Annotated in this window: 11 protein-coding genes; all 11 read right to left on the reverse strand. The window is 71.7% G+C overall.

Annotated elements, in window-relative coordinates; all coding sequences use genetic code 11:
• Positions 1-164: 164 nt before the first annotated feature.
• Positions 165-1,601: an FAD-dependent oxidoreductase gene (locus VQ03_RS27100; RefSeq protein ID WP_048454028.1), complete on the reverse strand. Its 1,437-nt coding sequence runs from the start codon at positions 1,599-1,601 to the stop codon at positions 165-167.
• A complete protein-coding gene (locus tag VQ03_RS27105) occupies positions 1,598-2,209 on the reverse strand; it encodes a cysteine hydrolase family protein (protein ID WP_048454029.1) in 612 nt (203 codons plus the stop codon). Before VQ03_RS27105 ends, VQ03_RS27100 begins: the two co-directional genes overlap by 4 nt.
• The gene (locus VQ03_RS27110) at positions 2,206-4,272 is read right to left on the reverse strand and encodes a hydantoinase/oxoprolinase family protein (RefSeq protein ID WP_048454030.1); all 2,067 of its coding nucleotides are present in this window, start codon (positions 4,270-4,272) and stop codon (positions 2,206-2,208) included. Before VQ03_RS27110 ends, VQ03_RS27105 begins: the two co-directional genes overlap by 4 nt.
• A complete protein-coding gene (locus VQ03_RS27115) occupies positions 4,269-5,954 on the reverse strand; it encodes a hydantoinase B/oxoprolinase family protein (RefSeq protein ID WP_048454031.1) in 1,686 nt (561 codons plus the stop codon). The genes VQ03_RS27110 and VQ03_RS27115 overlap by 4 nt, the downstream gene beginning before the upstream one ends.
• The gene (locus VQ03_RS27120) at positions 5,951-6,850 is read right to left on the reverse strand and encodes an isocitrate lyase/PEP mutase family protein (protein ID WP_048454032.1); all 900 of its coding nucleotides are present in this window, start codon (positions 6,848-6,850) and stop codon (positions 5,951-5,953) included. The genes VQ03_RS27115 and VQ03_RS27120 overlap by 4 nt, the downstream gene beginning before the upstream one ends.
• 292 nt (positions 6,851-7,142) lie before the next feature.
• Complete coding sequence (locus tag VQ03_RS27125; protein WP_048454033.1) at positions 7,143-8,537, reverse strand: MmgE/PrpD family protein; 1,395 nt, start codon at positions 8,535-8,537, stop codon at positions 7,143-7,145.
• 3 nt (positions 8,538-8,540) lie between these two features.
• Positions 8,541-9,242, reverse strand: coding sequence for an ABC transporter ATP-binding protein (locus VQ03_RS27130; RefSeq protein WP_048454034.1), 702 nt, complete (start codon positions 9,240-9,242; stop codon positions 8,541-8,543).
• Complete coding sequence (locus VQ03_RS27135) at positions 9,235-9,981, reverse strand: ABC transporter ATP-binding protein (RefSeq protein ID WP_048454035.1); 747 nt, start codon at positions 9,979-9,981, stop codon at positions 9,235-9,237. Before VQ03_RS27135 ends, VQ03_RS27130 begins: the two co-directional genes overlap by 8 nt.
• 3 nt (positions 9,982-9,984) lie before the next feature.
• A complete protein-coding gene (locus tag VQ03_RS27140; protein ID WP_048454036.1) occupies positions 9,985-10,968 on the reverse strand; it encodes a branched-chain amino acid ABC transporter permease in 984 nt (327 codons plus the stop codon).
• A complete protein-coding gene (locus VQ03_RS27145; RefSeq protein WP_048454037.1) occupies positions 10,965-11,837 on the reverse strand; it encodes a branched-chain amino acid ABC transporter permease in 873 nt (290 codons plus the stop codon). Before VQ03_RS27145 ends, VQ03_RS27140 begins: the two co-directional genes overlap by 4 nt.
• 2 nt (positions 11,838-11,839) lie before the next feature.
• On the reverse strand, positions 11,840-12,263 hold a 424-nt coding region (locus VQ03_RS27150), incomplete at its 5' end, for an ABC transporter substrate-binding protein (protein ID WP_048454038.1).

Genomic DNA, 12,263 nt, shown 5'->3' on the forward strand with positions numbered 1-12,263 from the left:
ATCTTCTGCTTCTAGGCAAAGCGCGTTCCCCTCTCCCACACGGGAGAGGGGTTAGGGCTGAGGGTGGAGACGGTTCCGTAAAACGACTGAACCGTCCCGCTGCCAGCACGACGGCTCCCGCTTTACACTGAACCGTAGCACCCTCGTGCGATCTTTGATCGCCCCTACCCCTCTCCGGGCGATACCTGTTGAAGCGGCTTGCGCGGCGGGCCTTGAGCCATCGCCCCCGCCGCCTGCCCGGCGATACGCCCGAGCGCCACGGCCGCCAGCAGCCCGTTGCCCGAGAGATACCCGCCCGGCCCGGTCCCGGAGACGCCGCAAGCCGCGCCGCCCGCCGCGAACAGGTTCGGGATCGGCGTGCCGCCTTGCGTCAGAACCCGCGCCTCGTCGTCGACCACGAGGCCGCCTTGGGTGTGGAACAGGGCCCCGGTCACCCGCACCGCCCGGTAGGGCGCCGTCAGCGCCGGCACGCCCGCGAAGGAGCGGCCGAACCCGTCCCGTCCACCCGCGGCCTTCAGCGCCTCGACCTCCGCCAGCGTCTCGGCCAGGGCCGCCTCCGGCAGGTGCAGCCGCGCCGCCAGCTCCGCGACATTGTCCGCAGCGATGATCGCCCCGACGCTCTCGGCCCGGCGGAAATCCTCGAACTGGCGGGCGATCGCCGCGATGCGTTCGTCGAACACCGTCACGGCGAGGCCGTCGGGCTGGCGCAGGACTTCCGCCGCCTGCTCGGAATAGCCCTTGCTCTCGTTCGAGAACCGGCGCCCCTCCGCGTTCACCTGGAACCCGCCCTCGGTGATCGTGGCCCAGGTGATCAGGATGCCGTGCGGATGCGCCACCGAGCCGTGGCCCTGGTGGCCCGAGAGGTGGCGGGTGGCGGCGCCCAGGGCCTCGCCCCAGAGCAGCGCGTCGCCCTGGTTGCCCTCGTGGCCGAAATACAGGGCGCCGGCCAGTTCCGGCACGTGCTGCGCCACCAGGGCCTTGTTGCCGCCATAGCCGTTGCAGGCGAGCACCAGCGCCCGGCAGGCGACGCGCTCGCGCGCGCCGTCGGGGCGCACGAGGCCGAAGCCGCGGATCGCGTCGCCCTCCCGGTAGAGCGTGTCGACCGTGGCGTCGCACAGGATCGGGATGCCGGCCTCCTCGACCGCCCGGGCGAGACGATCGACCAACTCCTCCCCCGACCGGCTCGGCAGGCCGTGCATCCGGTTGGCCGAATGGCCCGGATAGCGGAAATCGGTGATGACCGAGAAGGGCAGGCCGTGCCGGTGGCTCAGCCATTCGAGGGCCGGGCCGACGGAACCGGCGAGGCGCGCGACCAGGGCCGGATCCGGCTCGTCCTTCGCCTTCGCCATGATGTCGGCGGAGAACAGCTCCGGGCTGTCCTCCACGCCGGCCTCGCGCTGCCAGCGGGTGCCGGGGGCCGGGACCAGCCCGGCCGAGAGGGCGGTGGAGCCGCGGGGCACGGGATCGCGCTCGATCACCAGCACCTCGGCCCCGGCCTCAACGGCGGCCAGCGCCGCCACCAGCCCGGCGGCGCCTGCGCCGATCACCGCGACCGGGACGTCGATGTCGAAGGTGATCGATCCGGCGGGCTCGACCCTCATGCCGAAAGCTCCTTCAGCATCTCGGCGACCGTCGCCACCCGGCAGACGGGCTTCAGGGCGTCGATCGCGGTCTGGTGCACGGAAGGCGAGAAGGCCGCGCAGGCATCCGACAGCACGGTCACCGAGAAGTCGCGGACATGGGCGTCGCGCACCGTCGAGGCGACGCCGCCATTGGTGACGATGCCCGACACCAGCAGCCGCTCGATCCCGGCCTTGCGCAGGACCCACTCGAGCCGAGTCATGTAGAAGGCCGAGTAGGCGACCTTCTCGACCGTGAGGTCGGCGGGCTGGAGTTCGTCCACCAGCGCGTGGCCCCAGGCGCCGGGGAGGAAATCGCCCTTCTTCAGGAATGGGCGCAATTCGCGCAGGTGGGGCGAGATCATCGGCTCGCCGCCCTTGCCCGGCACCAGCGTGAAATGGGTCGAGACGATGAACCCACCCCGCTCCCGGATCAGCCCGGCCAGCGGCCGCACCGTCGCCGGCACGGCGGCGATCTCGGGTGCGGTCTGCCCCGCCCGGCCATAGGCGCCGTCCGGATGCAGGAAGTCGTTCTGCAAATCGCAGATCAGGAGCGCGGTGCGCGCGATCGGGATCGCGGGATGGCTCATGCGGGCTCCCCCGTGCGGGTGACCACGACGTTGCCGAGCCGGTCGACCCGGGCCGTCAGGTCGGGATCGACCACGGTCGTCGCGTCCGGCTGCTCGAGGATCGCCGGGCCGGGGATCTCGGCGCCGACGGGGAGGGCGAGGCGGGCATAGACCGCCGCCTCGTGCCAGGCGCCGTTGAACCAGACCGGCCGGCTGCCGAGGCGGGCGGCCTCCAGCGAGGCATCCGCCCCCGGCGCCAGGGCGGCGAGATCGAAATGCGGGCGCCGCCCGATCGCCGCGGTGCGCAGGTTGACGATCCGGGTGCCGAGGCCCGGCAGCAGGCGGCTGAACGAGGTGCGGTAGGCGGCCTCGAACGCCTCCTGGATGATCGCCGTCGTGATGCCGGTGGTGCCGCTCTCGACCGAGACCGGCAGAGCCACCGCGACGGTGTGGGTCTGGCCGACATAGTGCATGTCGAGCTCGAACACCGTGTCGATCCGCGAGACGGTGAGGCCGGCGGCCTCGACGACCTCGCGGGCGGCTTCTGCCTCCGCCACCATGCGCCGGTCGAGGGCGGCGGCATCGAGGTTCGCCAGCGACAGGTTGAGGGTCTGGACCTGATCGTGCCGGATGTCGGCGATGACGCAGCCCAGCGCCGAGGTGACGCCCGGATAGCGCGGCACCAGGGCGCCGCGCAGGCCCACATCCTTGATGAGCGCCCCGACATGCAAGGCCCCGCCGCCGCCGAACGGCACCGCGGCGAACTTTTGCGGGTCGTGGCCGCGCTCGATCGAGACGAGGCGGATCGCGCCGGCCATCTTGCCGTCGGCCACGCGCACGATCGCCTCCGCCGCCGCCATCACGTCGAGGCCGAGCGGGGCGGCGACGTGCTCCTGGATCGCGGCCTTGGCCGCCTCGACGTCGAGGCGCTTCAGGGCCCCGCCGATCGGCCGCTCGGCATTGATGCGGCCGAGCACGACATTGGCGTCGGTCAGCGTCGGGCGGGTGTTGCCCTGGCCGTAGCAGACCGGGCCCGGCCGCGATCCGGCGCTTTCCGGCCCGACCTGGAGCAGGCCGCCGGCATCGACATGGGCGATCGAGCCGCCGCCGGCCCCGATCGTGCTGATCTCGATCATCGGCGTGCGGATGACGAGGCCGAAATCGATGGTGGTCTGCGCGGCCAGAGCCGTCTCGCCCTCGACCACCAGCGACACGTCGAAGGAGGTGCCGCCGAGATCGCCGGTGATCACGTTCGGGAAGCCTGCCTCCTTGGCGATGGCCGCCGCCGCGATGACGCCGGCCGCCGGCCCCGACAGGGCGGTGCGCACCGGCAGGCGCCGGGCGGTGGCGGTCGACATCACGCCGCCGTTCGACTGGACGATGTGGAAGCGACCGGAAAAACCTTCGGATTCGAGCGCCCGGTCGAGCTTGCCGAGATAGCTGCCGACCACTGGCTGGAGATAGGCGTTGAGCACCGTGGTCGAGGTGCGCTCGAACTCGCGGATCTCCGGCAGGATGCCCGAGGACCGCTCCACGTTGGCGTTCGGCCACACGGCGGCAGCCGCCTCCATGGCGACACGCTCGTTCTCCGGGTTGGCGTAGGCGTTGACGAAGCAGATCGCCAGGGCCTCGGCGCCGTTCTCCAGGAGGGCTCGGGCCGCTTCCGCCACCTGGTCCGGATCGACGACCTGACGGATCGTGCCGTCGGCGAGCGTGCGCTCGTCGACCTCGAGCCTCAGGTCGCGGTCGACGACGGGGACGAAGTCGCCCCACAGGCCCCAGGTGTGGCGCCGGTCGCGCCGGCGCATCTCCAGCACGTCGCGGAATCCGCGGGTGGTGATGAGGCCGATCCGGGCGCCCTTCCGCTCCAGGAGCGCGTTGGTGCCGACGGTGGTGCCGTGGACGATCGAGGCGAGGCCGGCGACCGGGCCGAAACCCTTGAGCCCGGCGAGGAAGCCGACCGCCTCGTCGCCGCGGTTCGACGGGACCTTGCCGGTCTGGAAGCGGCCGGCGGCCTCGTCGTAGTAGAACAGGTCGGTGAAGGTGCCGCCGACATCGACGCCGACGATGGCACGGGGGGTCATTGCTCGTCTCCGGTCGTCAGGTCGTAGTCGCGGGCAGCCGCTTCGGGGGTGACGTAGCCGAGGCGCAGGTCGCGCTTCAGGGCGTCGCGGTCGCGCTCGGCCGGGTGGCCGAAGCCGCCGCCGCCGGGGGTCTCGAGCCGCACCCGCTCGCCGGCCCTGATCCGCACGTCGGTGACCTTCGACACCATCGGCGGGCTCGCCCAGCCCTCTGGGGTCTGCCAGGCGAAGCGGTTCAGCGCCGCGGATTGCCCGCCCTTGACGCCGAACGGCGCCACCTTGCCGCGCTCGCCGAGCAGGAACACGTCGGCATCGGTGAGGGTCTCGATCTCGTAGACAGCGCCGAGCCCGCCGCGATGCGCGCCGGCCCCGGCGCTGTCGGGGCGCAAGGACCATTGGGTGAAGACCACCGGATAGGCGGCCTCCAGGATCTCGACCGGGGGAATCGTCGCGGTCGAGATCGGGTTGTTGGCGTGGCTCAGGCCGTCGGTCTCGGGGTTGCCCCCGAGGCCCCCGCCGAAGAACGAGAACATCACCCAGCGCGAGCCGTCCGCCCGGTGGCCGGCGAGCGAGAGCGCGTTGATGGTGCCGAAGGGCGCGGCGGTCGCCCGCTCCGGATCGGCCTCGGCCAGGGCCCCCAAGACCACGCCGATCAGCCGCAGGATCGTCTCGGTATAGCCCGCCATCGGCTTCGGCGCGCCGGCACCGAGCAGGGTCGTCTCCGGCACCGTGAAGGTGATCGGCCGCAGGCAGCCGGCATTGGCCGGCACCTCGGTGAAGACGTGCTTCAGCGCCACGTAGCAGGCCGCCACCGTGGTGGCGTGCGAGATGTTGATCGGTCCCTGGGCCGGCGCCGACGAGCGCGAGAAGTCGAGGACCAGCCGATCGCCGTCGATCGTCAGGTCGAGGGCGATGGTCAGCGGCTCGTCGGTGATGCCGTCATTGTCGAGCACGTCCGAGAAGCTGTAGCGGCCGTCCGGCAGGGCGCGGATCGCGGCGCGCATCAGCGCCTCGGCCCGGTCGGAGAAGGCCGCGAAGGCGGCGTCCACCGTCGCGTCGCCGTACTCGTCGAGCAAGGCGGAGAAGCGGCGCTCGCCGAGGTCGAGGGCGTTGAGCTGGCCGTTGAGGTCGCCCCAGTTCGAGGTCGGGACGCGCGTGTTGGCGGCCAGGATGTCGACGATGTCCTGGTTCAGGTGCCCGGCCGAGAACAGCTTCACCGGCGGGAAGCGCACGCCCTCCTGGAAGCTCTCCGTCGCCTTCGGGTTGTAGCCGCCCGGCACGTTGCCGCCGATATCGAGCCAGTGGCCGACCGAGGCGAGCCAGCAGAAGAGCGTGCCATCGCGAAAGACCGGGCGGACCAGCCGGAAGTCGTTGAGGTGGGTGCCGCCGCTATAGGGATCGTTGAACAGGAAGGTGTCGCCGGGGTGCAAGCCCCCTTCGCGCCCGACCTTGGCGATCACGGCCTTCACCGCGAAGGCCATGGCGCCGACGAAGATCGGCAGGCCCTTGGTGCCCTGGACCAGGGTGTCGCCGGTGGTGGCGTGGTAGAGGCCGTGGCAGGCGTCGCGGGCCTCGGCGATGATCGGGTTGAAGGCCGAGCGATAGAGCGTCGCGTCCATCTCGTCGGCGATCTGCTCCAGGCGGCCCTTCAGCACCGCCAGGGTGACGGGATCGATCGGAGTCATTGGGCGCTTCCCTCCATAGCGCCCGCGGGGGCGCGTTCCGCCCCCTCGTAGAAGCGGCCGCGGGCGAGCATCTCGGGCGTGCCGATGAGCGCGTTGAGTTCGCCGAAATCGAACATCCGGTCGGCGAAGGGCATGTTGGTGCCGGCCTTGGCGAGCGAGCCGTAATAGGCCTGGGCGGTGCGGGCGAGGGCCCGGACGATGCCGCCGGGAAAGATCACCAGGCGGAAGCCGATCGCGCCGAGATCGGCGGCCGAGGCGAGCGGCGTGTCGCCGCCCTCGACCATGTTGGCGAGCAGCGGGCGGGTGCTGCCCAGCGCCTTCGTCACGGAAGCGAGCTGGTCGGCCGAGCGCGGCGCCTCGACGAAGAGCACGTCGGCCCCGGCTTCCGAATAGGCCTGAGCCCGCTCGATGGCGCGCTCGAAGCCCTCGACGGCCACCGCATCGGTGCGGGCGACGATCAGGGTCTCGTCGCTCCGGCGGGCGTCGAGCGCCGCCTTGATCTTGCCGACCATCTCGGCCTGCCCGATCAGCGTCTTGTCCTGGAGGTGGCCGCAGCGCTTCGGGTAGCTCTGGTCCTCGAGCTGGATCGCGCTGGCGCCGGCCCGCTCGAACAGCCGCACGGTGCGCTCGACGTTGAGGGCGTTGCCGTATCCGTTATCGGCATCGACCACGAGGGGCGTCGCCACCCGGTCGCGCACCAGGGTCACGGTCTCGGCGACCTCGCTCATCGAGACCAGGCCGATATCGGGACGGCCGAGGCGGGTATAGGCGATGGCCGCGCCCGAGAGGTACAGGGCCTCGAAGCCCGCATCCGTGGCGATCGAGGCCGTGAGGGCGTCGTAGACGCCCGGAGCGACGAGGACGCGATCCTCGGCGAGACGGGACTTCAGGGACATGACGCGGGGTGTTCCTCGTTCGGTTTCATCGCATTCGTGAGTGCGCGCTTCTCCTCTCCCCGCTCGCGGGGAGAGGAGAAATCCTGTGCCTTTCTGGCGTGCGCTCGCGCTTGATCTTGCAGTCGATAGACGCGGCTTTAAATGTCTAAGCAGACTTGCGTTGGCAAGCCGACGCTTCGTCCGCTCAGGTTCTTGTTCGGTCGCAGATTTTTGTCGCAAAACCGGCGACCGCTTTTGCGAAATCTGCTTAGTCTCGTCTCATCACGGGTCGCTGCACGGGGCTGGCATACGCTCACGCCACCAGCGCCAGCAACGCCCCGACCCCGTCCGCCCGCTCGATCCCCGCCACCGCGCGGATCACCTCTTCGCTCCGCTCCGCCCCCCAGACCGGCCCGGCGAGCGCCCGGAACTTCTCCCGGACATCGTCGGCCGAGTACGGGTCCTCGGTGTCGCCGCGATTGGTGAGCGCCTGGGCCGAGAGCTTGCGGCCGTCGGCCAGCGTCAGGGTGACCTTGGCCGGACGCAGACCGGGGAGCTGCGCCGTCATGGTCGGGTCCTCCTGCACCATCACCCGGCGGGCCAGCGACAGGATGCGGCGGTCGGCCCGGGCCTCGTCCCGGAAGGCGTCGGTATTCGCCTCGCCCCGCACCAGCGCCGCCGCGAGGGCGAAGGGCAGGGAGAACTTCGCCGCCAGCATCGTCCCCGGCGCCGGATGGTCGAGCTGCGCCGCCCAGACATAGGTGGCGACCTCGACCGAGCGCACGGAATCCGGATCGATCGGTCCGGCCTCGGCACGGATCTGCGCCAGGGCGTCGAGGGCGCCGTGGGTGTAGCGGCAGGCGGCGTGGCGCTTGAAGTAGTTGCGGGCGATCTCCCAGCGCACCCCCAGATCCTCGACCATCGCGTCGGCGGAGAAGTCGTCGGCGAGGATGCCGCCATAGACCGTGCCGATCCCGTCGCGCTCCGGCAGGAAGCCGGATTCGGCGAGGTCCCAGGCGGTGAGCCCGAGCTGGTTGGAGAAGCCCGCATAGGTGTTGCGCACCGTGGCCCCCTCCAGCATCGTCCGCCGGCTGGTGCTGAGGCCCAGCGACGAGGCGAGGCCGATCGCCCGGCCGGTCATGGCGGCATCGGCGCCATGGAGCTTCGCCACCGCGAGCGCCGCGCCGACCGTGCCCCATGTGCCGTGAGGGTGCATCGTCACCCGCAACCGCGAGGCGATGCCGATCCGCGCGCCGATCTCGTAGCCGAGGACGAGGGCCGTGAGCAGCTCCGGCCCCGAGGCGTTCGCCTCCTGCGCGGCGGCGAGGGCCGCCGGGACGACGTGGATGGCCGGGTGGCCGCGGGCGTACTGGTTGCCCTCGTCGAGTTCCAGGGTCGTGCCGGCGGCGCCGTTGACGAGGGCGGCGTCGCGGGGATCGAGCGCCAGGCCGCTGCCGATCGCCGGGGCCGGGCCCCAGCGTCGCGCGGCGAGCCGTTCGGCGAGCGCCCGGCATTCCGGCTCGCGCATCCCGGCGGCGATGACGCCGAGGCAATCGAGGAGGACCAGGCGGGCGCGGTCGAGGGCGACGTCGGGGATGTCGGCCGGCGAGAGGCCGGCCGCGAAGGCGGTCCAGCGGCCGAGCCAGGCGGGGCTGGGCTCGGCCAGCAGCGTGGTGGCCGGGACGATGCCGGGAGTGACGATGCCCATCGCTCAAAGCCCCAGATAGGCCCGGCGCAGGGCCGGGTCGGCGGCCAGCGCCGCGGCGTCGCCTTCCAGCGCGACGGTGCCGTTCTCCAGGATGTAGGCGCGGGTCGCGAGATCGAGCGACTGCACCACGTTCTGCTCCACCAGCATGATCGGCAGCCCTTCCTGGTTGAGGGTACGCACGAGCGCGAACATCTCCTCGACGAGGAGCGGCGAGAGCCCGAGCGAGGGCTCGTCGAGGATGAGGAGGCGCGGCTCGGCCATCAGGCCGCGGCCGATGGCCAGCATCTGCTGCTCGCCGCCCGAGAGGGTGCCGGCGGCCTGGCCGGCCCGCTCGCGCAGGCGCGGGAAGGTGGAGAAGACGCGCTCGATGTTCTGCGCCCGCCGCGCCCGGCCGCGCCGGTAGCTGCCGAGGACCAGGTTCTCGCGCACGCTCAGGTTCGGGAAGATCTTGCGGCCTTCCGGCACGTGGACCAGCCCGGCCTCGACGATGGAAGCGGCCGAGGCCCGGGTGATGGCCGAGCCGTCGAAGCGGATCTCGCCCCCCCTGGCCGACACCACCCCGGACAGGACCTTGTTGAGCGTCGTCTTGCCGACGCCGTTGGCGCCGAGGACCGCGACGATCTCGCCCGCCCGCACGCTCAGGTCGATGCCGCGCAGGACCTCGGTGGCGCCGTAGCCGGCGCGGAGCCCGGAGACCTCAAGCATGGGCGGGCTCCTCGGCCTTCAGCCGGGCCGCCGCGCCCTTGCCGAGATAGGCCTCGATGACGTGGGGGTCGGCGCAGACCTGGCGCGGCGGGCCGGAGGCGACCATCTTGCCTTGCGCGAGGACGAAGACCTCCTCGCACAGGGTCATCACCGCCTGCATGATGTGCTCGATCATCAGGATGGTGACGCCGCCGTCGCGGATGGCGCGCACCACCGGCAGGATGTCGCGGATCTCCGAGGGGTTGAGCCCGGCCAGAACCTCGTCGAGGAGGAGGAGCCGCGGCTCGGTGGCGAGCGCGCGCGCCACTTCCAGGCGCTTGCGCCCGGCCACGGTGAGGTCGGAGGCCGGCTTGTCGAGCTGGTCGCCCAGGCCCACCCGGATCCCGACCTCGCGGGCCTTCGCCACGGCCTCGGTGCGGCGCGGATGGCGCAGGTAGGCCCCGACCGCGATGTTCTCGGCGACCGTCAGCCCGGCGAAGGGCTGGACGATCTGGAAGGTGCGGGCGATGCCGCGGCGCGCCCGCAGGTGCGGCGCCTCGGCGGTGACGTCCTGCCCCTCGAACAGCACCCGCCCCTCGCTCGGGATGAGGAAGCCCGAGATCATGCCGAACAGGGTGGTCTTGCCGGCGCCGTTGGGGCCGATGAGCCCGGTGATCGAGCCCGCCGGCACGGCGAGCGACGCGTGGTCGACCGCGACGAGGCCCTGGAAGCGCTTGGTGAGGGAATCGACGGCGAGCATGGGTCAGGCTCCCACCGGGGCGGTGCGCGCGTCGCGGGCCTTGCGGCGGCGGCGGAAGGGGCGCAGGCCGAGCAGCCCCTGCGGCGCGAAGGCGATGACGGCGACCAGGCAGGCGCCGAACACCATGAGGTCGACCCCCGGGATGCCGCCGGCGAGGTGCTTGGTGACCTCGCCGAGGCCCTGCAGCGCCAGCGCCCCGACCAGCGGCCCGAAGGCGGTGCCGATGCCGCCGACGATCGGCGCCAGCAGCGCCTCGACCGAGATCCAGGTGCCGTAGGCCACGCCCGCGTCGAGGTAGAGGAAGTACTGCACGTAGAGCCCGCCCGCGGCGGCCGTGATCGCGGCCGAGAGGGCGATGGCGCGCAGCTTCACCGAGAGGGCGTCGACCCCCAGCGCGCGGGCCGCCTCCTCGTTCTCGCGCACCGCGATGAGGTGGGCGCCGAAGCGGGAGCGTTCGAGCCAGCGCGAGGCGAGGAGCGCCAGGCCGACGAAGGCGAGGACGAGGAGATAGAAGACGCGGCGGTCGGCGAATTGCAGGGTCGCGAGGCCCGGCCGAAGGGGCATGAGCAGGCCGGCCGCGCCGCCGGTGATGTCGGCGGCGTTCGCCAGGATGCGGAAGACCTCCGCGAAGGCGAGCGTCACGAGGGCGAAGTAGGAGCCGCGCAGGCCCGCCCGGAAGCTCAAGAACCCGATGGCGAGGCCGACGAGCGCCCCGAGGCCGATCCCGGCGGCGAGCGCGCCCCACGCGTTCCAGCCGAACTTCATCTGCAGCACGGCGGTGGCGTAGGCACCGGTGCCGAAGAAGGCGGCGTGGCCGAAGGAGTACTGGCCGCCGAAGCCGCCGAGCACGTTCCAGCCGAGGCCGGCCAGCGCGATGATCAGCGTCGTGACCAGGAAGTTGAGGGCGCTGCCCGACAGCCCGAGGAAGGGCAGGGCGGCGAGCACCGCCAGGACGAGCATCAGGGGAAGAAGGTCGCGGGCGCTCATGCGCGGGCTCCGAACAGGCCGGTCGGGCGCACCAGCAGCACCAGGATGAAGATCAGGAAGATGCCGATCTGCCCGAGGCTGTCGCCCAGCAGCAGGCCGGAGAAGCTCTCGACCACGCCGATCACGAGGCCGCCGACCAGGGCGCCTGCGATCGACCCCATGCCGCCCAGCACCACGATGGTGAAGGCGACGAGGACGAAGGCGGCGCCCGAGCGCGGGTTGACGTAGTAGGTCGGCATCAAGAGGCAGGCGGCGACGGCGAGGCAGGCGCAGCCGATCCCGAAGGTGACCGCGTAGACGTGGTCGACCTCGATGCCGACGAGGCGGGCGCCGAGCTTCTCCCGCGCCACCGCCCGGATCGCCCGGCCGGTGTCGGAACGGTTGAGCACGAGCCAGAGCAGCCCGGTGACGGCCAAAGCCGCCACGAAGCCGATGAGCCGCGGCGTCGAGAGCAAGAGGGGGCCGAGCTCGACCACCTGGAGCGCGGCGTCGGAATCCAGGGCCCGGGTGTCGGAGCGGAACAGCGCCAGCAGCCCGTTCTCCAGCACGATCGACAGGCCCAGCGTGACGAGGAGCACGTTGTTGTCGCTGCCGTGGCTCGCCGGGCCGATGACGAAACGCTGCAGGGCGTAGCCGAGGCCGAACATCAGCGGCACGATCCCGAGCATCGCCAGGTACGGATCGACGTGAAACAGCGCGAAGGCACCCCAGACCGCGAACATCGCGACGGTGAGCAGCGCCCCGTGGGCGAAGTTGATGATGTGCAGCACCCCGTAGACCAGGGTCAGCCCGAGGGCGATGAGGGCGTAGACCGCCCCCGTCATCAGGCCGTTGAGGGCTGCCTCGATCAGGATCTGGGGCGAGTACATCGTCACGCCTTGAACGGGAAGTTCGTCTTGGCTTCGGCGAAGCGCTCGGGCGCGACCACCTTCACGTCGCCGCCCTGGACCTGGGTGTTGAGCGGGAGCGCGCTGGTGTTCTGGCCGTTGGCGAACTTGGACTGGCCGTAGGGCATCACGCCGCTGGCGAAGCTCTGGGTGGAGAGCGCCTCGATGATCTTGAGCCGGTCGGGCGCGCCGGCCTTCTCGATCGCCTCGGCCATCAGCCGCACGGCCGAGTAGTTCATCGGCACGTTGTAGGCGAAGGCGCGGCCCGCCGCCTCGGTGCGCTTGCGCAGCTCGGCCGTCAGCGGGTTCTTCGGATCGGGCCAGTGATTGCAATCCATCACGCCCTCCGCCGCCTGCGGGAATTCCTTCACGAAGCGCAAGGAGGAGGCGCCGCCGCCGAGGATCGCG

The organism is Methylobacterium tarhaniae, assembly GCF_001043955.1.
Lineage (GTDB): Bacteria > Pseudomonadota > Alphaproteobacteria > Rhizobiales > Beijerinckiaceae > Methylobacterium > Methylobacterium tarhaniae.